Source organism: Bradyrhizobium sp. 521_C7_N1_3 (assembly GCF_052075975.1).
GTDB lineage: Bacteria > Pseudomonadota > Alphaproteobacteria > Rhizobiales > Xanthobacteraceae > Bradyrhizobium > Bradyrhizobium japonicum.
In genome coordinates this window covers 9,176,878-9,201,500 of sequence record NZ_CP197232.1, presented here as the reverse complement: position 1 = coordinate 9,201,500, position 24,623 = coordinate 9,176,878, and the positions used below count along the sequence as shown (strand labels likewise).

Genomic DNA, 24,623 nt, shown 5'->3' with positions numbered 1-24,623 from the left:
TACGTCCGTGCTCAGGCTGCTGACAGCAGGTTGGCAGCAGCCTCTTTAAGCCGCCGGCGGCGGGGCCTCGTCGTCGTTGGTCGCGCGGCGCGGCTCGAGGATGTCGAGATGGATCCCGCCGCAATCGGTGCAGCGCATGGTCCAGTACTCACAGCCGGCGCGGCCGCCAATCACGCGAAGCACCGCGAGTTCGCCGTCGCATTCGGGACATTTCGACAGCACATTGCGAGCGTAGATCCTCGGCCGCGGCGTGTCTTCGAATTCGATGACTGACATGACCGGTTCCCCCTTTATGCTGCGCCGTCCCCTGGTTCGCTTGGAGTCCCGCGCCTATTCGTCGTCGTGGTCGTCGGCCCGCCGGCGGAAGCGGTCGATGTGGTGCTTGGCGTCGGCGATCGCCGCGCTCTGGTCGGGCCAGGCGAAACCGACTTCCATGGCCGGAAACAGCACGCCATCGATGGCGAGGGGGCTGAGATCGGCGCGGCGGATGCGGGCATGCCAAAGGCCCTTGCCGGCCTCGAAGGATTCGATGTCAAAACCGTCGTAGAGGGTCGTCATTGTAGTCCCCAAATGTTCCGTAAGTGTCTTGTTGGAGGGGCAAGGGGACCACGTTTGGCGCGTTCAGTATGTGAAGCCATTCACAAGCGGCCGGCTTTTTTGCCCAGGGCCTCGTGGAACGGGCGTCAGTTCCGTGGCGCGGCGCGGCCGATCCGCCTCGCGGGGCGTGCGGCGGGCTCCGAGGCCGCGCGCATGATCCAGCGCCGGAACGCGGCGAAGTCGCGCTGCTCGGTCTGAAAACTCCGATACAGCAGGTACCAGCGCATGCCCTTGGGAACCGAGAGATCGAACGGCGCGACCAGCCGGCCAGCGGCGAGATCGTCGTCGATATAGGGCCGGATGCCCATGGCGATGCCGAGCCCGTCGGCGGCGGCCTGCAGCGCCTGGCCGTAGAACTGGAATTCCGGTCCGCGCGCGTTGATGCGGGTGAGGTTCGCGGCCTTGAGCCAGATCGGCCAATCCTCCGGCGAATGCGTGACGCGGATCAGGCCCGGCCCTTTGAGGTCGGCGGGCCGCTTCAGGCCGGTGGCGAGGCGAGGCACGCAGACCGGCGTGAGGTCGCCGGCGAATAGCGGCTCGGCGACCAGGCCGGGCCAGTCGCCGGTGCCGAGCTTGATGCCGCAGCTCCAGTCCTCGCCGAATGGGACCTCGGCGCCGCCGGTGGTGAAGCGCACCTCGATGTCGGGCTCCTCGCTGCGAAATTCCGACAGGCGCGGGATCAGCCAGCGCATCGCAAAGGTGTGGCCGACACCGATGGTGAGCACGCGGACGCTGGAGGGCGCCGTCACCTGCGCGGTGAGGCTTGCCAGCGCGTCGAAGATCGGCGTCAGCCCGCTTTGATAGGCGCGGCCTGCCTGCGTCAGCACGAGCTTGTTGGCCTTGCGCTCGAACAGCGCGACGCCGAGACGTTCCTCCAGCAGATGCACCATGCGGCTGACGGCCGCCGCCGACACGCTGAGCTCGAGCCCGGCCGCGGCGAAGCTGCCGGTCCGCGCCGCCGCCTCGAATGCCTTGATGCCGTTGAGAAACAGCAGCCGCCGCAAATGACCGACCCTCAGGAAAGCTGATGCAAGGCCAAGATAACTCAGTTTGCGCGAGTGGGGCAAGCGAGGCACAAGAATGAGAGTCATTCCAAGTTGTGTTTGGGGCCGCCGCCGCGTTCTTCGCCTCTCCCCGCGAGCGGGGCGAGGGAGTGATGCAGCCTTCGTCCCTTACGCGCTTGCAGGAGAATCTCTCGTGACGCCCATCATGATCGCTGCCCTCGGATTGCTGATGGTCGCCACCGCGTTCCTGTCGGGACTGTTCGGCATGGCGGGCGGGCTGATCCTGATCGGCGTGCTGCTGGCCCTGATGCCGCTGCCGACCGCAATGGTGCTGCATGCGATCACGCAGATGGCCTCGAACGGCTGGCGCGCGTTTTTGTGGCGGGCGCATATCCGCTGGCGGCCGGTCGCGAACTACATGGTCGGCGCGGCCGTCGCGCTCGCGGCCTGGTCGCTCACCCGCTATGTGCCGGACAAGCCGATGGCGCTGCTGCTGCTCGGCGTCACCCCGTTCATGGCGCGGCTGCTGCCGTCGAACATCAAGCCGGATCCCGACCGTCTCTGGCAGGGCACGGTCTATGGCACGATCTGCATGGGCTTGATGCTGATGACCGGCGTGTCCGGCCCGTTGCTCGACACCTTCTTCCTCGGCGGCGATTTCGGCCGGCGCGAGAAGGTGGCGACGAAGGCGATGTGCCAGCTCGTCAGCCATTTCACCAAGCTCGTCTATTTCGGCGGCATCATCGACCAGGCCGCGAGCCTCGATCCCGTGCTCGCCGGCGTCGCGATTCTCGCCTCGATGCTCGGCACCACGCTGGCGCGGCGCATCCTCGAAGCCATGACCGACCAGCAATTCGTGATCTGGTCGAACAAGCTGATCACCACCATCGCCTGCTACTATATGGCCTATGGCGGCTGGCTCCTGGTTCGCACGCCGGTGCTGGCGGCCTTCGACAAGGGAGGTTTGCAATGAGCGAGATTGCCGATCCGCTGGTGCTGGACTTCGTCGAATGGGTCGCACGCGAGCCGCGCCCCTATGCCGAGGTGATCGCGACCTGGAAGACCTCGTGCCCACGCCTCACCATCTGGGAAGACGCCGCCGAGCGGGGCTACGTCACCCGCGAAACCCTGCCTGGCATCGGGCTGATCATCGCGGTGACGACGGACGGCGAGAAGTTGCTGCGCACGAACGGGCGGTAGTTTCTTCGCCTCTCCCCGCGCCCTCACGGTCGTCATCCGCGAAGGCGGATGATCCGGTATACACCAGCCGTCATGTGTCTCACGACCTCCGCAGTGTACTGGATGCCCCGCCTGTGCGGGGCATAGTGCGCATCTCTCACCACATCGTCATTGCGAGCGCCGGCGAAGCAATCCAGAATGTCTCCGCGGCGGTAGTCTGGATTGCTCCGCCGCGCTCGCAATGATGGAACACCAGCCATGTCGCTCAAGCTCTTCGAACTCGTCGGTACCGATGCCGCGCGCCCGTTCAGCCCGTATTGCTGGCGCACACGGATGGCGCTGGCGCACAAGGGCCTGTCGGCGGAATCGCTGCCCTGGCGCTTCACCGAGAAGAGCGCGATTTCGCCGCACGGCTCGGAGAAGGTCCCGGTGCTCCTGCATCATGAAAAGCCCGTGATCGATTCCTGGGCGATCGCGAACTATCTCGAGGACAATTTTCCAGACCAGCCGTCTCTGTTCGGCGGGGAAGGCGGCCGCGCGATGGCGCGCATGCTCAATGCCTGGGGCGACATCGCCATCGTCGGCGGCATCTTCCCGCTGATCATCGCCGACATCCCGAACAACCTCGCGGAGGTCGATGCCACCTATTTCCGCCAGTCGCGCGAGGCGCGCTTTGGCGGCAAAACGCTGGAGGACGTGATGGCGAGCCGCGACACCGGCGTGGTCGCGTTCCGCAAATCGCTCGAGGTGATGCGGCAGACCCTGAAGAGGCAGCCCTTCATCGGCGGCAGCGCGCCGAACTATGCCGACTACATCGTGTTCGGCGGTTTCCAGTGGGCGCGCGTGACGAGCCCGTTCAGGCTGCTGGAAGCGGATGACCCCGTCTACGCGTGGCGCGAGAAGCTGCTCGACGCGTTCGACGGCATGGCGCGGAAGTCGCCGGGTCATCCAGTCTAGCTTCGTAGCCCGGATGGAGCGCAGCGCAATCCGGGGCCGGCGCCTGCGGAACGAATCCCGGATTACGCTTGCGCTCCATCCGGGCTACGCGCCTCCGCTGCCAGTTTCCGCAAACACTCCCGGCACAGACAATCCTCGCCCTTGACCGGCATCGGCAGCCGCGCCGTTTCCTCGGCGCACCAGCAATTTCCCGAGAGATCGCAGCCGAACTCGGTGCCGCAACGGGAGCAGGCGAGACGGCGCGGTTCCGGCAAGGGAAATTCGAAGGGAAATTCTTTCGGATTTGTCATGATTTGCCCAAAGGCTTCGCCGTCATTTTCATGCCGGGTTCATCTCCCGCTACGGTATATTAGGCGCTGCACTCAGACTCGGAAAGCGGTTGGCAACGCGCGAAGGACACATCGATGGCCCGCGATTCGCAAGCTGCCCTCGTCGCGCTGAACCGTTTCGGTTTCGGAGCGCGCGGTGGGGCGTCCGGCGATCTCATCAACGCGGCGTCCGATCCGCGCGGCTTCGTGAAGGCGGAACTCGCGCGCCCCAACGGCGTGCTGTTGGAGGCGCCGGGGCTGCAATCGACGCCGCAACTCGGGCAGGCCGTGTTCGCCTATCAGGATCAGGTCAAGCAGGCGCGCGAGGCCGCGAAGGCCGCTGCGCCCGCTGAAGGAGCGCAGCAGGCACCGGCTGATCAGAAGCCGGGGCTGCGCCGCAATCTCTCGCTGAACGCGGTCGCGACCGAGATCGCCGGCCAGATGGCCGAGACCAAGCCCGCCGATAATGCGGCGAAGCCGGATACGATGCAGCCCAACGCTGCCGCGCTCCCTGCCGCCAAGCCCGCGCCGCAGCCGCTCAACGTGATCCAGAAAACCTTTCGCGCCGAGGCGTTGGCGCGCTTGCAACGCGCGACGCTGGTCGAGTGCGGCTTCACCGAGCGGCTCGTGGTGTTCTGGTCCAACCATTTCTGCATCTCCGCGAGCAAGGGCGAGCTGGCGCGGATATGGGCAGGCGCGTTCGAGCGCGAGGCGATCCGGCCGCATGTGCTCGGGCGCTTCGCCGACATGCTGAGGGCGGTCGAGCAGCATCCGGCGATGCTGTTCTTCCTCGACAACCAGCAATCGCTCGGGCCGGACTCGCGCGCCGGGCAAAACCGCAAGCGCGGGCTGAACGAAAATCTCGCGCGCGAGATCATGGAGCTGCATACGCTCGGCGTCGGCGGCGGCTACACGCAGGACGACGTCACCTCGCTTGCGCGCATCATCACCGGCTGGACCTTTGCCGGACGGCAGGGGCAGCTGGGCACGCCCGGCTCCTTCGTGTTCAACGCCAATGCGCACCAGCCCGGGCCGCAGATGCTGCTCGGCAAGTCCTACGGGCCGACCGGCCTTGCGCAGGGCGAGGCCGCACTCGCCGACATCGCGCGGCATCCCTCGACCGCCAATTTCATCGCCACCAAATTCGTCCGCCATTTCGTTGCCGACGATCCGCCGCCGGCGCTCGTGGCGCGATTGCGCGACGTTTTCGTCAAGACCGACGGTGATCTCAAGGCGCTGGCGACGGCGCTCGTCGATTCCGACGAAGCGTGGAAGGCGCCATTGACCAAGATGCGCTCGCCCTACGACTTCGTGGTCGCGAGCGGCCGGCTGCTCGCGCGCGTGCCGGAGGATCCCGGCGGCTATCTCAATAATCTGAACCTGCTCGGCCAGCCGCTGTGGTCGCCGGCCGGGCCGAACGGTTTTCCGGATACCAGCGCGGCCTGGGCCGCACCCGAAGGCATCAAGCTCCGGCTCGACATCGCGGCGCAAATGGGCGCGCGGCTCGGCAACAACATCGATCCGCTCGACCTGCTGGAGTTCGCGGCTGCGGATGCGGCCTCGATCGAGACGCGCAAAACCATCGAGCGCGCGGAGTCGCGGCAGCAGGCGCTGGCACTGCTGTTGATGTCGCCGGAAATGCAGAGGAGATGACGATGATCGACTGCGTCGAGAACCGGCTCCTCACCTCGCGCCGCGGCCTGCTGCTCGGCGGCGCGTCCTTCGCGGCCTGGGCCTATTTGCCGAAATTCGCCCGCGCGGCCGGCGGCCGCGATCCGCGATTGATCGTGGTGATCCTGCGCGGCGCGCTCGACGGGCTCTCGACCGTCGCGCCGCTCGGTGACCCCGATTATGCCGGCCTGCACGGCTCGATCGCGCTTGCCGCCGACGGCGCGCATCCGGCGATCATGCTCGATACTTTTTTCGCGCTGCATCCGGCGATGCCGGAATTCGCGCGCATGTATCGCGACATGCATGCCGCGGTGATCCATGCGGTGGCGACGCCCTATCGCGACCGCTCGCATTTCGATGGCCAGGACGTGCTCGAAAGCGGCTACGCCGGCCCCGGCCGCGTACAATCCGGCTGGCTCAATCGCGCGCTCGAAGCGCTGCCGCGCGGCGAGCGTGTGTCGAGCGGGCTCGCGGTCGGTCCGACCACGCCGCTGGTATTGCGCGGCAATGCGCCGACCGTCGGGTGGGCGCCGGTGGCGCTGCCGCAAGCCGACGATGACACCGCGATGCGGCTGGTCGATCTCTATCGCCACCGCGATCCCGCGCTGGCCTCCGCGCTGTCGCAGGGCCTCCAGTTGGAGAAGGCCGCGAGCGGCGACGACATGAAGCCGAAGCCCGGCAACCAGGTCGCGCAGATGCGCCAGGTCGCGCGCGGCGCCGCAAAACTGATGGCGGCCGATGACGGCCCACGCATCGCCGCGCTTGCTTTCGACGGCTGGGATACGCATGCCAATGAAGGCGGTCCGGTCGGGCGTCTGGCCTTCCTGCTCGGCGGCCTCGATGGCGCGCTTGCCGAGTTCGAAAGCGGCCTCGGCGAGCGCTGGCGCGACACCGCGATCGTCGTCGCCACCGAGTTCGGCCGCACCGCGCGCATCAACGGCACCGACGGCACCGATCACGGCACGGGAACGATCGCGCTGCTCGCCGGCGGCGCGGTGAAAGGCGGCCGCGTCATCTCCGACTGGCCCGGCCTCAAGCTCGCCAACCTCCACGAAGGCCGCGACCTCAAGCCGACCACGGACCTTCGCTCGGTCATCAAGGGCGTGCTGCAGGGACAGTTCGGCCTGTCCGATCGCGTGCTGGCGGAGACGGTGTTCCCGGACAGCGCCGCAGCGCGGCCGATGAAGGGATTGGTGGCGTAATAACAGCCACCGTCATTCCAGGCCCGCTCCTTGCGGTATGTCCCGGAATGACGACATGATGAGCCGAGCATCAGGAGATCACCCGCATGTACATCGCCATGAACCGCTTCCGCGTCACCAAGGGCTCTGAATCCGATTTCGAACAGGTCTGGCTGAAGCGCGACACGTTTCTCGACGGGGTGCCGGGCTTCGTCGAATTCCATCTGCTGCGCGGCCCCGAGCTCGAGGACCACACGCTCTATGCGTCGCACACGATCTGGGCGAACCACGCCGCGTTCGAGGCGTGGACCAAGTCGGAGGCGTTTCGCGCGGCGCATCAGCGCGCCGGCGATAACAAGCCGCTCTATCTCGGCCATCCCCAATTCGAAGGCTTCGAGGTGATGCAGACGGTGGGACGCGGCGCGAAGTAGCGCGCCGCGCTTTAAACATCAGCCCCGGGTGATCTTGTCGATTTCCGCAAGCTCATCCGCGCGGAGCTTCCACGCGATCGCCTTGACGTTCTGCTCGATCTGCTCGACGCGGGTGGCGCCCGCGATGACGCTCGAGACCTGCGGGCGGCCGGCGAGCCAGGAGAAAGCGAGCTCGAGCATCGAGTGTCCGCGCGCTTGCGCAAAGGCCTGCAGCTTCTCGACGATCGCCTCGTTGCGCGGGGTGACGTAGCGGTCGCGCAGTCGCGGAGTCTGGCCGAAGCGGGTGTCGCCGGGCGCGGCCTCGCCCTTCCTGTATTTGCCGGTCAGAAGTCCACTTGCGAGCGGGAAGAACGGCAACAGGCCAAGCTTGTATTCCGTTGCCGCCGGCAGCAGGTCCTTCTCGATGTCGCGCACCACCAGGGAGTATTCGTCCTGGCAGGAGACGAAGCGGCTGACATTCATCGCGCGTGCGACGTATTCCGCTTCCGCGATCCGCCACGCCGGAAAGTTGGAATTGCCGATGTAGCGGACCTTGCCCTGGCGGACGAGATCGTCGAGCGCGCGAAGACTCTCCTCGATCGGCGTCAGCGGGTCGTAATCGTGCTGCTGGTAGAGATCGATGTAATCGGTCTTCAGCCGCTTCAGGCTCGCGTCCACGGCCTCCATGATGTAGCGGCGCGAGGCGCCCTGCTTGGTTCCGTCCTCCGCCATCGGCTTGGAGTATTTCGTCGCCAGCACGATGTCCTTGCGGCGATCGCCCAGCACGGCGCCGAGCACATTTTCCGAGCCGCCCATGTTCGAATAGATGTCGGCGGTGTCGAACAGCGTGATGCCGAGATCGAGCGCGCGATGGATCACCTTGCGGGAGGCCTCGAGGTCGATGCGCTGGCCGAAATTGTTGCAGCCGAGTCCAACCGCGGACACGCGCAGGCCGGAGGCGCCGAGATTACGAATTTCCATGGGAGATCCTGTCAGGAGAGAGCAGAGATCCATTGTGACCGCGGTGCGCCGCAGCAGCAAGACGGGCGCAGCGATGCTGCCATGCGGACAAAAAAATGCGGCCCCTGTCAGACGCGGCGACTGACGGGGACCGCTTTGGGGCGCTTGATCGGTGACGGGGGGCCTGATCAGACGCAGGCGCAGCGTAGTCCCGCTATGTTACGCGCGGGTGACAGGCAGAGTTATCCACAGGGACGCTGAGGCCGCCGCGATCAGAAGATCTTGCGATAGACGATGAAGCCGGAGCGCTCGGCGACCTTGTCGTACAGGCTCTGCGCCGTGACGTTGGTCTCGTGCGTCTGCCAGTAGACCCGCGGGGACCCTGCGAGCTTTGCGCGCTCGTAGACGCCGTAGATCAGCGCCGAGGCGACGCCCTTGCCGCGCGAGGCCTCCAGCGTGAACAGGTCCTGCAGATAGCAGGACGGTTCGATCGCCGTGGTGCTGCGGTGAAACAGATAGTTCGTCATGCCGAGCAGCTTGCCGTCGCTCTCGGCGACCAGCCCATGCACCGGCTCATAGCCATCGAAGAAGCGCTGCCACGTCATCCGCGTGATTTCGGGCGCCAGCGCGGTCGGGCCCGAGCGGCCGTAGAAAGCGTTATAGCCATCCCACAACGGCAGCCATTGATCGTAGTCCTGTTTCGTGACGGAGCGAATGGTGAGCGACATGTGGGTTTCCGCGATCTCGGAGGACGCAAGGCGGTGAAGCGTCCTTCATACGTGATGATCGCACTGCCGATCAATCGCGCCGTCGCATCACTCCGCGACGCGCAAGTACCGCATCAGCCCGCGGCCCGCGGGATCGCGTAGTGAGCGGTAGTACTCGGCGCGCGCGGGCCGGTCGGTGTGGCGCACGAGGTCGGTCACGGGCGTGTAGCTCAGCATGCGCCCGCCATCGGGCAGGACGGCGCAGACGAAGCGCAGCACCTCGCCATTGCGCAAGGCGATGTTGATCGGCGTGGCGTCGCCGATCCGCACCATTTCCATCCGCTGCGCGATGAAGGTGCCGAGCTCGTCCTCGGGCAGCTCGAACGCGCCGGTGTCGCGGCCGTGATACATCAGCGCAATGAAGGGCGGCTTGCCGTCGGCCACTTCGTCCGGCAGCGCAAAATAGTCGCGAAATGCGCGGTTGATGAATTCGGCACGCGTCTCGGCGTCGAGCAGCACGATGCCGATATCGAACTGGTCGAGCGCGGCCGACAGCCGCGCGGCGGTGGCGTGGCTCTGGCGCTCGGCGGCGAATGTGCCGAGCAGCCGCTCGCGCATCAGGCCGGTGATTGCGGCCGTGCCGGCAGTCGTCACGGCGAGGAGGCCGAGCCGGACCAGATCCGCCGCCGCATAGCCCGGCAGAGCCCGATGGGCCAGAAAGAACAACGCCGCGCCGATCACCGCGACGGCAGCGCTGGTCATGGCGGAAGCGAGACCCGACAGCGAGCCGGCGAGCGCCACGATGCAGACGAACAGCGGCGCAGGCGAGGGAACATGGATATGGCGATCGAGCAGGATCGCCAGCAGCGCAATTGCCGCTGTCAGCGCCGGACCGGAGATCGCACGCCATCCGAACCGCATGGGCCAGTCTCGCTCCTCCCGAACGAGGTAAGGCCGCAACACTGGCCGATCGTTGCGTCCATGCGATGCGATTTCATGCGGTGCGCTTAAGGGGCACTTGCCGGCGAGGGCAAAGCTTTCGGATGATTTTAGGCCAAATGCGCGTGCCTGAGGCGCTGCTGCTGCGCCGGCGCATTCAGCGTCGACGTCCCCGGGCTCTTGCGCATGCCGGTGAAAATCAACAGCGATGCCGCGACCAGGATGGCCGCGGTCAGGGTGATTGCAACGACTACCACAGGCGATTTCATCGGTGTCCTGTCGCGATGCCGGTCGGCGCGGGCCGCGCGGCACCTTGAAGGCGGGTCCGGGATGAAACGGGGATCAGACCGGCAGGCCCATCGCCATGGTCGCCTTGGTCGACAGCACAGTCAGGGTGACGATCAGGCACAGCGAGAGCGCGGCGACGGCGAGCGAGGCCACGACCGCGTTGGTCAGCCGGGAAGACGAAACGGTAACGGTTGGGCCCTGAAAGCCTGCCGTGCCGGACGCCCGAATCATGGTCTAAATCCTTCAACGTGCGAGCGAATCACCCGCGACTCGAACAATTTCCCTGTTTCAACCGGCAATATTGGGGCGGCGATAGCGTCGAAAATGGCGAGAATGCGGCATGGGCTGCCCTTATACCCGCTATTCCCGCAGCCAGCGCGCCGTCAGGCGCCCGCTGCGATGCTGGCGGGGTCGTCGACATCGGTCGGCCGCCAGTCCATCGCCACGAAGCCGGGTGCAGCCTCCACGCGTTTCAGCCAGTCCCGGATCGCCGGGAAGGTCGAGAGGTCGAAGTCGCAGCGCTCGGCGAGGTGGGTATAGCCGTACAGCGCGATGTCGGCGACCGTGAGCTGGCGGGCGGCGAAATAGGAATTGGTCTTGAGATGGTTCTCCATCACCTGGAGCGCGCCATAGCCGCGCTCCATCCAGTCTTCCAGGGAGTGGGTCTGGAGATCGCGGCCGCCCTTGACCAGCGACAGCCAGAAATAGGCAGCGCCGATGTTCGGCTCGAGCGCGTGCTGCTCGAAGAACATCCATTGCAGCGCCTCGGCGCGGTCGATGCGGTTCTCGGGCGCAAGCGGCGTGCCGACCGCGACGTACCAGAGGATGGCGTTGGACTCGGCGAGATAGCGGTCGTCGCCGACCTCGAGCAGCGGCACCTGCCCCGACGGGTTCTTGGTCAGAAAGTCCGGCGTGCGACTCTCGCCGCGCAGAATGTCTACCTCGACCGCTTCGTAAGGCACGTTCAACAGGGCCAGCGCAAGGCGGACCTTGTAGCTGTTGCCGGAGCGTTGCATCGAATAGAGCTTGTACATTCTGGAGTTCGTTCCGAGGACGGGAAGGCGCGGTGTTCGTTGTCCCGCATCGCGGCTAAACAATGATGCCGTTGCGAATCCGCCGCAAGACCCGCGCCATAGAAAAACTCGAAAACCCTACCGCACCGCAATGCCGCGAAAGATCATTTTCGTGCGACGCTGCAAATCAGATCACGCTTGCGTTAGCGCGCGGCCGCACGTTCGTGCCTCGCGAGAACGGTTAGGACACAGAAGCTTCCGCCTCGTCATGGCCGGGCATAGCCGTCCGAAGGACGGCGTCGCTTCCGCTCGCCTATGTCCCGGCCATCCTCGCCTCGACACACGGCACAAAGAACGTGGATGCCCGGGACAAGCCCGGGCATGACGACAGTCAGATTTCATGGCGATCAACGCGCAAAATTGCTCCGAGGACAGGCCTTGCCGGATATGAGGGATTCCGGCGGGAAAGTTACGGAAAATTGCGGGAAAACGCGCCTAGAAGCGCTCCAGATCCGTAAACTTTTTCGAGATCGGGCCGAAGTTTCTTGCGGCGCAGCGGCACACGTTTTAGGGTGGCTCATTCCCACAATCGGAGTCGTGAGGCCAAAGGGTTCACGACGCTTGTCAGGAGATGACGATGTCCTTCCTTGCCGCTGCGCTCGACCGTGTGAAGCCGTCCGCGACCATCGCGGTCACGGATAAAGCACGTGCGCTGAAAGCGGCGGGCCGCAACGTCATCGGCCTCGGTGCCGGCGAGCCCGACTTCGACACGCCCGCCAACATCAAGCTGGCTGCGATCCATGCCATCGAAGCCGGCAAGACCAAGTACACCGCCGTCGACGGCATTCCCGAGCTGAAGGAAGCCATCATCGGCAAGTTTCAGCGCGAGAACGGCGTGGCTTACAAGCCGAACCAGATCATCGTCGGCACCGGCGGCAAGCAGGTGCTGTACAACGCGCTGATGGCGACCATCAATCCGGGCGACGAGGTGATCATCCCCGCGCCGTACTGGGTCAGCTATCCCGAGATGGTGGCGCTCGCCGGCGGCGAGCCGGTGCCGGTGGTCTGCACCGCCGCGACCGGCTTCAAGCTCCAGGCCGAGGCGCTCGAGCGTGCGATCACGCCGAAGACGAAATGGGTGATCCTGTGCTCGCCGTCGAACCCGACCGGCGCGGCCTACACCAGGACCGAGCTGAAGGCGCTCACCGATGTGCTGGTCCGGCATCCGCATGTGTGGGTGATGACCGACGACATGTACGAGCACCTCGTCTATGACGACTTCCAGTTCACCACGGTCGCGCAGGTCGAGCCGAAACTCTACGACCGCACGCTCACCGTGAACGGCGTGTCGAAGGCCTATTGCATGACCGGCTGGCGCATCGGCTACGCCGGCGGTCCGGCGCAGCTGATCAAGGCGATGTCGACGATCCAGTCGCAGTCGACCTCGAACCCGTCGTCGATTGCACAATGGGCCGCGGTGGAAGCGCTGAACGGTCCGCAGGACTTCATCCCCGCCAACAACAAGGTGTTCAAGGAGCGCCGCGACCTCGTGGTCTCCATGCTCAACCAGGCCAAGGGCATCGAGTGCCCGCGTCCGGAAGGCGCGTTCTACGTCTATCCCTCCTGCGCCGGCACCATCGGCAAGACCGCGCCGTCGGGCAAGGTGATCGACAATGACGAGACCTTCGTGACCGAGTTGCTCGAGACCGAAGGCGTCGCCGTCGTGCAGGGTTCGGCGTTCGGCCTCGGCCCGGCATTCCGCATCTCCTACGCGACCAAGACCTCGGACCTCGAAGATGCCTGCAAGCGCATCCAGCGCTTCTGCGGCAATCTCCGCTGAGCCTGTCGCAAATGCCGAACGAAAAGGCCCGCCTCCGGCGGGCCTTTTAATGTTTGCACGCTTATCGTCACGCGTGATCTGGCACCACCACGGCTGTTGTGGCATAGAACGTCGCGCCTCGCTTGCAGGTGCGCCTCTCTGCTCGCATCACATTCATCGCCGGAGACTTTCATGCGCCGTTCGTTCATCCTCGCCGGGCTCGCCGCGGCCAGCCTCGTTGCCTCCGTTGCAAACAGCCGTGCTCAGCAGCAGCGGATGGTTCGGGTCGGCGTGCTCGAATGCCGCGGCGGCGCCAGCGTCGGCTTCATCGTGGGATCGGTGACCAATCTCGGCTGCGTCCTGCGTGCCGACGGTTTGCCGGAGGATCGCTACGTCGCGACCATCCGCAAAGTGGGTCTCGACGTCGGCATCACCCAGGAGACCACGCTTGCTTGGGGCGTGTTCGCGCCGGTCGATCGGCTCGGCCCCGGCGATCTCTCCGGCAATTATGCCGGCGCGCAGGGCAGCGCCTCGGTCGGCGTCGGTGTCGGTGGCAACGCGCTGGTCGGTGGCTCGAACAATTCGATCGCGCTCCAGCCGCTCAGCGTGCAGGGCCAGGTCGGCCTCAACGTCGCCGCCGGCCTCGAGAGCCTGGAACTCCGTCCGGGTCGTTGACAATTTCGCGTGTGCAGATCGCGTCGGTCCGACGCGATTTCGGCAACGACGCACCGCAGCGATTTTTGATGCTTGCCAAATCTCGGGGACGGGCAGAGCATCGGCGTTTGCCGACCCAATCATGGGCCGAGCTCCACACCAAGGAGGCGGCGAATGGGACAAGACGTCAGAAGTCCCCGAGGTCCACGGTGCATCGCACTGGTGGGCCCATTCCAAAGCGGTAAAACCACACTTCTCGAAGCAATACTGGCGCGAACGGGCGCAATCCCCCGCGCCGGCAGCGTCGACGCCGGAACATCCGTCGGCGACGCCTCTGCGGAGGCCCGTCATCACAAGATGACCGTCGGCCTGACTGCCGCCACCACGAGTTTCATGGGCGACAGCTACACCTTCCTCGATTGTCCCGGTTCCGTTGAGTTCGCCCACGACATGCGCGCAGCGCTTCCCGCTGTCGACGCCGCGGTCGTGGTCTGCGAGGCCGACGAGAAGAAGCTGCCGCAGCTTCAGATCATCCTGCGCGAGCTGGAGGAGCTGAAGATCCCGCGTTTCCTGTTCCTCAACAAGATCGACCGCGCCAACAAGCGCATCCGCGAGACGCTGGCAACACTCCAGCCCGCCTCGCGCGTGCCGCTGGTGCTGCGCCAGATCCCGATCTGGAAGGGCGAGCTGATCGAGGGCTTCGTCGATCTCGCGCTGGAACGTGCGTTCATCTACCGCGAGCACAAGGCCTCCGAGGTGGTCGCGCTCGAAGGCGGAGATCTCGATCGCGAGAAGGAGGCCCGCTTCTCGATGCTGGAGAAGCTCGCCGATCACGACGACGCGCTGATGGAGCAACTGCTCGAGGACATCCAGCCGCCGCGCGATGCCGTGTTCGACGATCTCGCCCGCGAATTGCGCGAGGGGCAGATCTGCCCCGTGCTGCTGGGTGCCGCCGCGCGCGAAAACGGCGTGCTGCGCCTGATGAAGGCCCTGCGCCACGAGGCGCCCGGCATCGAGGAGACTGCAAAGCGTCTCGGTGTGCCGGCCGGCAAGGAGGCGCTCGGCTACGTCTTCAAGACGCTGCATTCGCAGCATGGTGGAAAGCTGTCGCTGACGCGATTGCTCGCCGGCCATCTCGACGACGGAGCCACGCTGCAATCCGCCTCCGGCGCGAGCGGCCGCATCTCCGGCATCCTCGCCGTCAACGGCGCCTACGATACCAAGCGTGCCGCGGCCGATGCCGGCGACACGGTCGCGCTCGCCAAGGTCGACCCGATCAAGACCGGCGACACGGTTTCGAGCGGCAAGTCCCCGCCGGCTGCGCTGTTCGCCCCGGAGCCGACGCCGCCGGTGCTCGCGATCTCGGTCGCCGCCACCGACCGCAAGGACGACGTCAAGCTCGGCCAGGCCCTTGCCCGGCTGCACGAGGAGGATCCTTCGCTCGGCATCGTGATGAACGCCCAGACCCACGACACCGTGCTGTGGGGCCAGGGCGAGATGCATCTGCGCGTGGCGAGCGAGCGGCTGCGCGACCGCTTCGGTGTCAAGATCACCTCGCATCCACCCGCGATCGGCTACCAGGAAACCATCCGCAAGCCGATCGTCCAGCGCGGCCGGCACAAGAAGCAGTCCGGTGGCCACGGGCAGTTCGGCGACGTCGTGCTCGACATCAAGCCGCTGCCGCGCGGCGAGGGGTTCAAGTTCGCCGAAAAGGTCGTGGGCGGCGCGGTGCCGCGCAACTATATCGGCGCGGTGGAAGAGGGCGTCGTCGACGGACTGACGCGCGGCCCGCTCGGTTTCCCCGTCACCGATGTGCAAGTGACGCTGACCGACGGCTCCTATCACAGCGTCGACTCCTCCGACCTTGCCTTCCGCACGGCGGCGCGGGTCGGACTCAATGAAGGCCTGCCGCAATGCCAGTCGGTTCTGCTGGAGCCGATTCACGTGGTCGAGATCGTCTGCCCGACCGACGCCACCGCCAAGATCAACGCGATCCTGTCGGCACGGCGCGGCCAGATCCTCGGCTTCGACACCCGTGACGGCTGGAGCGGATGGGACTGCGTCCGCGCCATGATGCCGGAGGCGGAGATCGGCGAGCTCATCGTCGAGCTGCGTTCGGCCACGGCCGGAGCCGGCAGCTTCACCCGTCAGTTCGACCACATGGCCGAGGTGACCGGCCGCGCCGCCGACCAGATCATCGCCGCGCATCAGCACGCGGCGTGATCCGTCTCGCGCGGTAAGGAGTGCACTGCTTTCGCCTCTCCTCGCCCTCGCGGGGAGAGGCGAAGTAAGGCTGCGCTCTCTCAATGCGTCATTGCGAGCGCAGCGAAGCAATCCAGAGTCTTTCCGCGGAGGGATTCTGGATTGCTTCGTCGCTTCGCTCCTCGCAATGACGGCGGAGATAGGCGGGCTCGTAAGCGCCCCTTGCGCTCACCTTATAATGATGTATTTTACATCATTGTGCATGCTCCAAATATCACTTATAAGCTCTGATACGTGAGGCCACGGTGATCACGTCGTTCCAGATGCGGGCAGCCCGCGCGCTGCTTGGCATTGACCAGAAAGCCCTGGCCGAGCTCGCCGGCGTTTCGCTGCCGACCATCCAGCGGATGGAGGCCAGCACCGGCAATGTGCGCGGCGTGGTCGAGACCTTGATCAAGGTGGTCGAGGCGTTCGACCGGGCCGGCGTCGAGCTGATCGGCGAGCAGGCCCGCAGCGACAGCGGCGGGCGGGGCGTTCGCCTGAAGGAGCCGGGACCGCCGCGCCGCGTGGGAGCATGATCGCGTTGATCGTGCTCGGGATGAGCTAGCGCATCGTCGCACGCGCGCGCTGCACGATGCACCGGAGCATTGTCGGCAGCGGAGCACTCTGCGGAAATGAGCATCACAGGCGAACACGCAGGCAAGCTGCATCAGCTGCGTCGACCGACCTTTGCCGAACTCTATCTCCCCAAGCTCGTCACCGTCTGGCGCGAAGGCTACGGCCTCGCGGATCTCCGCGCGGATGTGTTCGCGGGCCTGACGGTTGCAATCGTCGCGCTGCCGCTGTCGATGGCGATCGCAATCGCCTCGGGCGTGACGCCGGACCGCGGGCTCTACACCGCCGTCGTCGGCGGTTTCATCGTGTCGCTGCTCGGCGGCAGTCGCTTCCAGATCGGCGGGCCCGCCGGCGCCTTCATCGTACTGGTCGCGGTCACCGCGGAGCGGCACGGCGTCGACGGCGTCATCCTCGCCACCCTGATGGCGGGTATGGTCCTGGTCGCCGCGGGCCTGTTGCGGATCGGCACCTACATCAAGTTCATTCCCTACCCCGTCACGGTCGGCTTCACCGCGGGCATCGCCGTGATCATTTTCGCCAGCCAGCTCCGCGATCTCGGCGGGATCACGCTGGCCGGGAAAGAGCCCAGCGAATTCGTGCCGAAACTTGTTGCGCTCGCAGGGGGCTTGCACACGATCAATCCCTCTGCCGTCGCGGTCGCGATCGTCAGCATTGCCGTCATCGCGGCCTTGCGGCGCTGGCGGCCGTCCTGGCCCGGCATCCTGATCGCCGTCGTGCTCGCCGCGGTGGCGACTGCCGTGCTGTCGCTGCCGGTCGAAACCATCGGCAGCCGGTTCGGCGGCATTCCGCGCGAATTGCCGTCGCCGGCGCTGCCTGCGTTCTCGCTTGCGAAGGCGACGGCCGTGCTGCCGGATGCGATCTCGTTCGCGCTGCTGGCCGCGATCGAATCGCTGCTGTCGGCGGTGGTGGCGGACGGCATGACCGGTCGCCGTCACCGCTCCAATTGCGAGCTGGTGGCGCAAGGCGCGGCCAACATCGGTTCGGCGCTGTTCGGCGGCATCTGCGTCACCGGCCTGATCGCGCGCACCGCCACCAACATCCGCGCCGGCGCGCGCGGGCCGCTTGCGGGCATGCTGCACTCGATCTTCCTGCTGCTGTTCATGCTGATCGCAGCGCCGCTCGCGAGCTACATCCCGCTGGCCGCGCTCGCCGCCGTGCTCGTCGTCGTCGCCTGGACCATGGCGGAGAAGCACGAATTCGCGACGCTGCTGCGCTCGTCCTGGGGCGATGCCGTCGTGCTGCTCGCGACCTTCCTGCTCACCATCTTCCGCGACCTGACCGAAGGCATCCTGGTCGGCTTCGCGCTCGGCGCAGTGCTGTTCATCCACCGCATGGCGGAGATGACCGGCATCGAGGAGCGCTCCCCGCTGGTGGCCGCCGATCGTCCCGATGACGGCAATGGCGAGCGCGTGCCTTACGATCCCGCGCTCGCCATCGATCGCGACGTGCTGGTCTACCGCATCACCGGCGCGTTCTTCTTCGGTGCCGCCTCGGCAATCGGAAACGTGCTCGACGGCATCGCCGAGCAGCGCAAGGGTCTTGTGGTCGATTTCGCCGCGGTGCCGTTCCTGGATTCGACGGCCGCCAACGTGCTCGGCCGCGTCGCCGCCAAGGCGCACCGCCACGGCATCCGGCTGTTCATCACCGGGGCGTCGCCCCCGGTTCGCCGTGCACTGCTCACCCATGGCGTGACGCCGCCGCGTGCGCGCTATCGCGAGACCATCGCGCGTGCCGTCGCCGACATCAAGGCCGGCGCGGCGCGGCCCGTGGCCGATGACGCCGCCGCGATCTGACGGCAGCGCACTTCTCAAGCCGGCCGATTTGATCGACACTGCCGCGTCACGGCGGTGGTGCAGGGAATGCTGGATTCGCGTCGCAATATCGCGCTGGCCTGCGCGCTCAGCATGCTGGCGGGCTATGTCGACGGCATCGGCTTCCTGCATCTCGGCGGCCTGTTCGTCTCGTTCATGAGCGGCAACTCCACGCGTCTCGGCGTCAGCCTGGCGGAAGCGCAATGGTGGCACGCCGCCGGTGCCCTCGGCCTGATCGCGCTGTTCGTGGCCGGTGCTGCGGCCGGCAGCCTCGTCGTGCTCGGCGGCGGGGCCGAGCGGCAGCCCTGGCTGCTTCTCATTGAAACCGGGCTGCTTGCGGGTGCCGGACTTTGCCATGCCTACGGCCTGCCGAACCTCGCGATCGCGGCCATCGTGCTCGCGATGGGCCTGGAGAACGCCGTGTTCCAGATCGACGGCGGCGCGGGCCTCGGCCTCACCTATGTCACGGGCGCGCTGGTCAAGGTCGGCCAGTTCCTCGCGGTGAGCCTCACCGGCGGGCCGCGCTGGAATTGGGCGCCGAACCTGCTGTTGTGGGCGGCGCTCGTTGCGGGTTCGGCGGGCGGGGCGCTCGGCTATGCCCGGATCAACCTCGCCGCGATCTGGCTCGCCGCTGCCGCGGCGCTGGCTTTGGCTGCGATCGTGGCTGCGGCGATGCGACGGCCGCGCGCTTGACAGAGCCGGCGGGACGCGAAATGGATCGCCTCGAACACGACCCGAGGGAAAGATGACCGCGCCCAGGACTCCCGCAGCCTGTTTGATCGGATGGCCGGCTGCGCATTCGCGCTCGCCCCTGATCCATCGCTACTGGCTGCGCACGCTCGGGATCGAGGGTGGTTACGTCATCGAGGCGGTCCCGCCCGAGGATCTGCGCGACTTCGTGCTGCGGCTGTCGCTGCGCGGCTTCGTCGGCGCCAACGTCACCATCCCGCACAAGGAAGACGTGCTGGCGCTGTCCACGCCCGATGCGCGCGCCAGGGCCGTCGGCGCCGCGAACACGCTGTGGTTTGCCGACGGCGAGCTGCGCTCGACCAATACCGACGTCGAAGGCTTCATCGGCAATCTCGATGCCGAAGCGGCCGGTTGGGACGGGGCGGAAGAGGCATTGGTGCTCGGGGCTGGCGGTTCCTCGCGCGCGGTCGTGTTCGGCCTGCTCGAACGCGGCATCAAGCGCATCCACCTCGCCAACCGCACCATCGCGCGCGCCGAGACGCTGGCAAGGCAGTTCGGGCCGAACGTGCATCCGCTTCCCTGGGACGGCATCAACGACGTGCTGCCGCGCGCGAGACTTCTCGTCAACACGACCTCGCTCGGCATGCATGGCCAGCCTTCACTCGATGTCGACGTGGCGCGCCTGCCGGAGGGGGCGGTCGTCGCCGACCTCGTCTACGTTCCGCTGGTGACGCCGCTGCTGGCGGCTGCGAAGGCGCGCGGCCTGAACACCGCCGACGGTCTCGGCATGCTGCTGCACCAGGCGGTGCGCGGCTTCGCGCTGTGGTTCGGCCAAAGACCTGAGGTCACGGCCGAGCTGCGCGCGCTGGTCGAGGCCGATCTCACAAAGACTTGAAAGGGTAACGGCGAATAGCACCCCACCTCCGGAGTTCTATCCCCGTGGGGACAATCCGGAGACCTTCATGCCTGTTCAACGTGCAACTTTCACACGTCCGCTCATCGCCATTGCGATGGTGGCCGCTTCCACCCTCTATGCCGTCGCGCAGAGGGCGCCGGTGCCGACGCGCGTGCGCGGCACGATCGAGAGCGTCAATGGCGACACCATGCAGGTCAAGTCGCGCAGCGGCGAGGACGTCAAGCTTCGCATCGCCCCTGACGTGAACGTGTCGGGCGTTACCAAGATTTCACTCGCCGACATCAAGGTCGGCTCCTTCGTCGGCGCCACCACGGTGCCGGGTCCGGACGGCGGCCAGAACGCGGTCGAGGTCCACGTGTTTCCGGAGAGCATGCGCGGCACCGGCGAGGGCTCGCGGCCCTATGACCTCAAGCCGAACTCCACCATGACCAACGCCACGGTGTCGGAGAGCGTGGTCGGCAATGACGGCCATACGCTGCTGGTGAAGTACAAGGACGGCGAGAAGAAGGTGTTCGTCGCCGACAACACGCCGGTCGTGACCTTCGTGCCCGGTGACAAATCCGAGCTGAAGACCGGCGCGAAAGTAATCGCCTTCATGAAGCAGCTGCCGGACGGTTCGTTCGAAACCAACCGCGTCAGTGTCGGCCGCGACGGCCTGACACCGCCGATGTAATGGGGAATCGCAACATGTCGAAATCAAGCTGGATGCCACATCTGTTCGTGGCGGCGTTCGCCGTCACTTCGATGTTCTCCGCCTCGGCGCAGCAGGTGCCTACGGTCCGCATCCGCGGCACCATCGAGAGCGTCGACGGCAACGCGCTCGACATCAAGACGCGCGAAGGCAGCGACGTGAAGGTGCGAATGACCGACAACGTCGCGGTCTTCGCCGTGGTCAAGACCTCACTGTCGGAGATCAAGGACGGCTCCTATATCGGCGTCACCGGCATGCCCGAGCCCGACGGCACGCAGAAAGCGATCGCCGTGCACATCTTCCCGGAAAACCAGCGCGGCGCGGCCGAAGGTTTTCGTCCCTGGGATGCGCGCGCCAACTCGACCATGACCAATGCCACCGTGGCGCAGACGGTCAAAGGCACCGACGGCCAGAACATCACCGTCAAGTACAAGGACGGCGAGAAGAAGGTGGTGGTGCCGCCGGATACGCCGATCGTGACCTTCGTCGCCAGCGACAAATCCGAGATCAAGCCCGGCGCGAAGCTGATCATCTTCGGCGCGGCGAAGAAGGAGGACGGCTCGCTGGAAGCCAACCGGGTCAATGTCGGTCGCGACGGGATCACGCCGCCGATGTGAGGGACTGGCGCTGCAAAGGCGCACTTGCGACGTGCCCACCACTTTCCCGCGTTTCGCGAAATTGGTGGGCACGCTTCGCTTTGCCCACCCTACGGCGCCGCCGCTTTGCTCACACCGCAATGATGTGATCGTCGATTTCGTCGATGCTGTTGACGCCGCACAGGCCCATGGTCGTGAGCAGCTCTTTCTGGATGATGTCGATCGCCTTGGCGACGCCGGCCTGGCCGCCGGCACCGAGGCCATGGGCGTAGGCGCGGCCGATCATGCAGGACTTTGCGCCGAGCGCGAGCGCGCGCATCACGTCCTGGCCGGAGCGGACGCCGCCGTCGAACATGATCTCCATCTGCGAGCCGACCGCGTCGACGATCTCCGGGAGCGCCTCGATCGAGGACGGCGCGCCGTCGAGCTGCCGGCCGCCATGGTTGGAGACGACCAGCGCCTGGGCGCCCGTCTTCGCGGCGAGCTCGGCGTCCTCGACGTCGAGGATGCCCTTCAGGATCAGCTTGCCCGGCCAGATGCTGCGGATCCACTCGATGTCGTTCCAGTTCAGCGAGGTGTCGAACTGCGAGTTGATCCAGGTCGACAGCGATGTGATGTCGTCGCTGACCTTCAAATGACCGGCGAGATTGCCGAAGGTGCGGCGCTTGCCCTGCAGCACGCCCGACACCCAGGCCGGCTTGGTGGCGAAATCGATCAGCTTCGACAGCGACCATTCCGGCGGCACCGTCATGCCGTTCTTGATGTCCTGGTGGCGCTGGCCGATCACCTGGAGATCGACGGTCAGCACGAGCGCGCTGCATTTCGCCGCCATCGCCCGCTGGATCAATTCCTTGATGAAGCCGCGGTCCTTCATCACGTAGAGCTGGAACCAGAACGGCTTCTCGACATTGGCGGCGATGTCCTCGATCGAGCAGATCGACATCGTCGACTGCGTGAACGGGATGCCGGCGGCCTGCGCGGCGCGGCAGGCGTGAATCTCGCCGTCGCCATGCTGCATGCCCAGGAGGCCGACAGGCGCCAAGATCAACGGCATGGTCGAGGACTCGCCGAGGATCATGGTCGAGGTGTCGCGCCTGGAGACGTCGACCAGGACGCGCTGGCGGAACTTGATCGCCTGCATGTCCTCGCGGTTGGCGCGCAGCGTTTCCTCGGCATAGGAGCCGCGGTCGCAATAGTCGAAGAACGCCTTCGGCACGCGGCGCTGATGCAGCGTGCGCAGGTCGTCGATACAGGTGATGTGCTTCATGAACGTTTCCCCGGCCCGTCTTGCATCAGAAGTCTTGCATCGGAAGATCGAGGGGTCATCTAGCATGGTTGGATGCACAGCCAAATCGTTTGGGAGGAGGGCGCCATGAGCAAACCGCACGGCCAGCCGACACCGGAAGAGATCAAGGAGAAGCAGGATCTCGACGACGCGCTGGCGGAGGGCCTGGAAGAGACCTTCCCGGGGTCCGATCCCGTCAACGTCACCCAGCCGGCGCCGAGCCGCCAGGACAGCCATGTGAAGCGCTCCGACTAGGGGCGGGTTCCGCCCCGTTTCGCCCTGTCGGCCGGAAATATAGTGCTAACAATAAGTTACCGGGGCGCCTTGGGCCCTGTCCCGTAATGATTAATCACATTTTTTGAAGCCAAGTTAGCCGCGAAGGCATTATAACGTCTCAGCAAATCAGGGATGCGGGTCCCTTTCGGGCATCCCGTAGTTGTAGAGGGGTTCCTGGTTGTTGCGTGGGGGACGATATGAGCCGCAAATATTTCGGGACGGACGGGATTCGGGGCCGCGCCAACGGACTGATCACGCCGGAGCTCGCGCTCAAGGTCGGCCAGGCCGCAGGCCTTGCGTTTCAGCGCGGTGACCATCGCCACCGGGTCGTGATCGGCAAGGACACGCGTCTGTCCGGCTACATGATCGAATATGCGATGGTCGCGGGCTTCACTTCGGTCGGCATGGACGTGCTGCTGGTCGGTCCGATGCCGACGCCGGCGGTGGCGATGCTGACCAAGTCGATGCGCGCCGATCTCGGCGTGATGATCTCGGCCTCGCACAACCTGTTCGAGGACAACGGCATCAAGCTGTTCGGCCCGCAGGGCTTCAAGCTGTCCGACGACGTCGAGAAGCAGATCGAGCAGCTGCTCGACGAATCCCTCGACAAGCGGCTCGCACAGAGCGCGAGCCTCGGCCGCGCCCGCCGTATCGACGGCGTGCACGACCGCTACATCGAATTCGCGAAGCGCACGCTGCCGCGCGATCTCTCGCTCGACGGCCTGCGCGTCGTGGTCGATTGCGCCAACGGCGCCGCCTACAAGGTGGTGCCGGAAGCGCTGTGGGAATTGGGCGCCGACGTCGTGCCGATCGGCGTCGAGCCCGACGGTTTCAACATCAACAAGGAATGCGGCTCGACCTCGCCGGAAACGCTGTCGAAGAAGGTGCGCGAGATGCGCGCCGACATCGGTATCGCGCTCGACGGCGACGCCGATCGCGTCATCCTGGTCGACGAGCGCGGCCACACCGTCGACGGCGACCAGCTGCTCGCGGTGATCGCGCAGAGCTGGAAGGAAGACGGCCGGCTGTCGCGGCCGGGCATCGTCGCCACCGTGATGTCCAATCTCGGCCTCGAACGCTTCCTCAAGGGGCATGGGCTCGATCTCGTGCGCACGCCGGTCGGCGACCGCTACGTGCTCGAGCAGATGCTGAACGGCGGCTACAATCTCGGCGGCGAGCAGTCCGGCCACATCATCCTGTCCGACTATGCCACCACCGGCGACGGCTTCGTTGCGGCGCTCCAGGTGCTGGCCGTGGTGCAGAGGCTGCGCCGGCCGGTGTCGGAGGTCTGCCACCGTTTCGACCCGCTGCCGCAGATCCTGAAGAACGTCCGCTACAAGAGCGGCAAGCCGCTCGAGGATTCCGACGTCAAATCGGCGATCTCCGACGGCGAGAAGCGGCTCAACGGCCACGGTCGCCTTCTGATCCGCTCGTCCGGCACCGAGCCCGTGATCCGCGTCATGGGCGAGGGCGAGGACCGCCTGCTGGTCGAGGACGTTGTCGACACCATCGTCTCCGCGCTCGGACAGGCCGCGGCCTGAGGTCTTCCTTACCCTCCCCTGAGGGGGAGGGTCGATCGCGCGAAGCGCGAGCGGGGTGGGGTGATCTCTCCACGCGGGCACTGTTCGACGCGGAGAGACTGTCACCCCACCCCGTCTCACATTTTCGCTGCGTTCAATGTGAGCCGACCCACGGGCGAGCTACGCTCGTCCCGGACCTCTCCAGGGGAGGGTAAGCGACGAGAGCACCCGTGCATTCCAGCCATTTGCAATTGGCGGTGGTTCCACCTTTGCTTGCATCGTAATGAGCGAGTGCGGCGGTTCGCCGCGCCGG

At 66.1% G+C, this 24,623-nt stretch carries 28 protein-coding genes; 17 read left to right on the top strand and 11 right to left on the bottom strand.

Annotated elements, in window-relative coordinates:
- Positions 1–45: 45 nt before the first annotated feature.
- The 3 genes from AB7008_RS43590 to AB7008_RS43580 form a co-directional block, all read right to left on the bottom strand.
- Entirely contained in the window at positions 46–276 is a 231-nt protein-coding gene (locus AB7008_RS43590) for a Lar family restriction alleviation protein (protein ID WP_248880059.1), read from the bottom strand.
- 54 nt (positions 277–330) lie between these two features.
- The gene (locus AB7008_RS43585) at positions 331–558 is read right to left on the bottom strand and encodes a hypothetical protein (RefSeq protein ID WP_028158006.1); all 228 of its coding nucleotides are present in this window, start codon (positions 556–558) and stop codon (positions 331–333) included.
- Between the two features lie 125 nt (positions 559–683).
- On the bottom strand, positions 684–1,601 hold the full coding sequence (locus AB7008_RS43580) for a LysR substrate-binding domain-containing protein (RefSeq protein WP_028151584.1): 918 nt from the start codon (positions 1,599–1,601) through the stop codon (positions 684–686).
- A 193-nt stretch (positions 1,602–1,794) separates the two neighbouring features.
- Between AB7008_RS43580 and AB7008_RS43575 the strand changes: the two genes are divergently transcribed.
- The 3 genes from AB7008_RS43575 to AB7008_RS43565 all read left to right on the top strand — a co-directional run bounded on the left by AB7008_RS43575 (position 1,795) and on the right by AB7008_RS43565 (position 3,737).
- Entirely contained in the window at positions 1,795–2,574 is a 780-nt protein-coding gene (locus AB7008_RS43575) for a TSUP family transporter (protein ID WP_441260868.1), read from the top strand.
- Positions 2,571–2,801, top strand: a complete 231-nt coding sequence (locus tag AB7008_RS43570) for a hypothetical protein (RefSeq protein WP_248880057.1) — start codon at positions 2,571–2,573, stop codon at positions 2,799–2,801. The genes AB7008_RS43575 and AB7008_RS43570 overlap by 4 nt, the downstream gene beginning before the upstream one ends.
- 237 nt (positions 2,802–3,038) lie before the next feature.
- Positions 3,039–3,737, top strand: a complete 699-nt coding sequence (locus tag AB7008_RS43565; protein ID WP_441260867.1) for a glutathione S-transferase family protein — start codon at positions 3,039–3,041, stop codon at positions 3,735–3,737.
- Between the two features lie 62 nt (positions 3,738–3,799).
- Here the strand turns inward: AB7008_RS43565 and AB7008_RS43560 are convergent, their stop codons facing one another.
- Complete coding sequence (locus tag AB7008_RS43560; protein ID WP_080669567.1) at positions 3,800–4,027, bottom strand: cysteine-rich CWC family protein; 228 nt, start codon at positions 4,025–4,027, stop codon at positions 3,800–3,802.
- Between the two features lie 114 nt (positions 4,028–4,141).
- On the opposite strand from AB7008_RS43560, the gene AB7008_RS43555 reads away from it, so the two are divergent.
- The 3 genes from AB7008_RS43555 to AB7008_RS43545 all read left to right on the top strand — a co-directional run bounded on the left by AB7008_RS43555 (position 4,142) and on the right by AB7008_RS43545 (position 7,328).
- A complete protein-coding gene (locus tag AB7008_RS43555) occupies positions 4,142–5,698 on the top strand; it encodes a DUF1800 domain-containing protein (protein WP_248880054.1) in 1,557 nt (518 codons plus the stop codon).
- A gap of 2 nt (positions 5,699–5,700) precedes the next feature.
- Positions 5,701–6,918, top strand: coding sequence for a DUF1501 domain-containing protein (locus AB7008_RS43550; protein ID WP_441260866.1), 1,218 nt, complete (start codon positions 5,701–5,703; stop codon positions 6,916–6,918).
- 86 nt (positions 6,919–7,004) lie between these two features.
- Positions 7,005–7,328: an antibiotic biosynthesis monooxygenase family protein gene (locus AB7008_RS43545; protein WP_304491528.1), complete on the top strand. Its 324-nt coding sequence runs from the start codon at positions 7,005–7,007 to the stop codon at positions 7,326–7,328.
- Between the two features lie 18 nt (positions 7,329–7,346).
- Here AB7008_RS43545 and AB7008_RS43540 read toward each other — a convergent pair whose 3' ends face one another.
- From AB7008_RS43540 to AB7008_RS43515, 6 genes are all read right to left on the bottom strand, one after another.
- The gene (locus AB7008_RS43540; protein WP_441260865.1) at positions 7,347–8,288 is read right to left on the bottom strand and encodes an aldo/keto reductase; all 942 of its coding nucleotides are present in this window, start codon (positions 8,286–8,288) and stop codon (positions 7,347–7,349) included.
- Positions 8,289–8,539: 251 nt separating this feature from the next.
- Entirely contained in the window at positions 8,540–8,995 is a 456-nt protein-coding gene (locus tag AB7008_RS43535; protein WP_014492036.1) for a GNAT family N-acetyltransferase, read from the bottom strand.
- Between the two features lie 87 nt (positions 8,996–9,082).
- On the bottom strand, positions 9,083–9,895 hold the full coding sequence (locus AB7008_RS43530; RefSeq protein ID WP_441260864.1) for a PAS-domain containing protein: 813 nt from the start codon (positions 9,893–9,895) through the stop codon (positions 9,083–9,085).
- A gap of 128 nt (positions 9,896–10,023) precedes the next feature.
- Positions 10,024–10,170: a hypothetical protein gene (locus tag AB7008_RS43525; protein ID WP_200889981.1), complete on the bottom strand. Its 147-nt coding sequence runs from the start codon at positions 10,168–10,170 to the stop codon at positions 10,024–10,026.
- Positions 10,171–10,255: 85 nt separating this feature from the next.
- The gene (locus AB7008_RS43520) at positions 10,256–10,432 is read right to left on the bottom strand and encodes a hypothetical protein (RefSeq protein ID WP_196236552.1); all 177 of its coding nucleotides are present in this window, start codon (positions 10,430–10,432) and stop codon (positions 10,256–10,258) included.
- A gap of 152 nt (positions 10,433–10,584) precedes the next feature.
- The gene (locus AB7008_RS43515) at positions 10,585–11,235 is read right to left on the bottom strand and encodes a glutathione S-transferase family protein (RefSeq protein ID WP_014492040.1); all 651 of its coding nucleotides are present in this window, start codon (positions 11,233–11,235) and stop codon (positions 10,585–10,587) included.
- Between the two features lie 616 nt (positions 11,236–11,851).
- Here AB7008_RS43515 and AB7008_RS43510 point away from each other — a divergent pair.
- From AB7008_RS43510 to AB7008_RS43470, 9 genes are all read left to right on the top strand, one after another.
- Entirely contained in the window at positions 11,852–13,054 is a 1,203-nt protein-coding gene (locus tag AB7008_RS43510) for a pyridoxal phosphate-dependent aminotransferase (protein WP_039157959.1), read from the top strand.
- A 171-nt stretch (positions 13,055–13,225) separates the two neighbouring features.
- Positions 13,226–13,708 carry a DUF992 domain-containing protein gene (locus AB7008_RS43505; RefSeq protein ID WP_441260863.1) on the top strand — a complete coding sequence of 161 codons (483 nt, stop codon included), beginning with the start codon at positions 13,226–13,228 and terminating at the stop codon, positions 13,706–13,708.
- Between the two features lie 153 nt (positions 13,709–13,861).
- Positions 13,862–15,910, top strand: coding sequence for an elongation factor G (locus AB7008_RS43500; protein WP_441260862.1), 2,049 nt, complete (start codon positions 13,862–13,864; stop codon positions 15,908–15,910).
- Positions 15,911–16,194: 284 nt separating this feature from the next.
- Positions 16,195–16,467 (top strand): helix-turn-helix domain-containing protein, encoded by a 273-nt coding sequence (locus AB7008_RS43495; protein WP_014492044.1) that lies wholly within the window; start codon positions 16,195–16,197, stop codon positions 16,465–16,467.
- Between the two features lie 96 nt (positions 16,468–16,563).
- Complete coding sequence (locus tag AB7008_RS43490; RefSeq protein WP_441260861.1) at positions 16,564–18,318, top strand: SulP family inorganic anion transporter; 1,755 nt, start codon at positions 16,564–16,566, stop codon at positions 18,316–18,318.
- A 66-nt stretch (positions 18,319–18,384) separates the two neighbouring features.
- The gene (locus AB7008_RS43485) at positions 18,385–19,029 is read left to right on the top strand and encodes a YoaK family protein (protein ID WP_028158018.1); all 645 of its coding nucleotides are present in this window, start codon (positions 18,385–18,387) and stop codon (positions 19,027–19,029) included.
- Positions 19,030–19,081: 52 nt separating this feature from the next.
- Positions 19,082–19,921, top strand: coding sequence for a shikimate dehydrogenase (locus AB7008_RS43480; RefSeq protein ID WP_041954008.1), 840 nt, complete (start codon positions 19,082–19,084; stop codon positions 19,919–19,921).
- A gap of 67 nt (positions 19,922–19,988) precedes the next feature.
- A complete protein-coding gene (locus tag AB7008_RS43475) occupies positions 19,989–20,615 on the top strand; it encodes a hypothetical protein (RefSeq protein WP_304491522.1) in 627 nt (208 codons plus the stop codon).
- A gap of 14 nt (positions 20,616–20,629) precedes the next feature.
- Positions 20,630–21,250: a hypothetical protein gene (locus AB7008_RS43470; protein ID WP_441260860.1), complete on the top strand. Its 621-nt coding sequence runs from the start codon at positions 20,630–20,632 to the stop codon at positions 21,248–21,250.
- Between the two features lie 109 nt (positions 21,251–21,359).
- On the opposite strand, the gene AB7008_RS43465 is transcribed toward AB7008_RS43470, so the two are convergent.
- The gene (locus tag AB7008_RS43465) at positions 21,360–22,496 is read right to left on the bottom strand and encodes an alpha-hydroxy acid oxidase (protein ID WP_441260859.1); all 1,137 of its coding nucleotides are present in this window, start codon (positions 22,494–22,496) and stop codon (positions 21,360–21,362) included.
- 105 nt (positions 22,497–22,601) lie between these two features.
- On the opposite strand from AB7008_RS43465, the gene AB7008_RS43460 reads away from it, so the two are divergent.
- Positions 22,602–22,769: a hypothetical protein gene (locus AB7008_RS43460; RefSeq protein ID WP_196236553.1), complete on the top strand. Its 168-nt coding sequence runs from the start codon at positions 22,602–22,604 to the stop codon at positions 22,767–22,769.
- A 218-nt stretch (positions 22,770–22,987) separates the two neighbouring features.
- A complete protein-coding gene (glmM, locus tag AB7008_RS43455; RefSeq protein ID WP_248880044.1) occupies positions 22,988–24,331 on the top strand; it encodes a phosphoglucosamine mutase in 1,344 nt (447 codons plus the stop codon).
- The last annotated feature ends 292 nt before the right edge of the window (positions 24,332–24,623 follow it).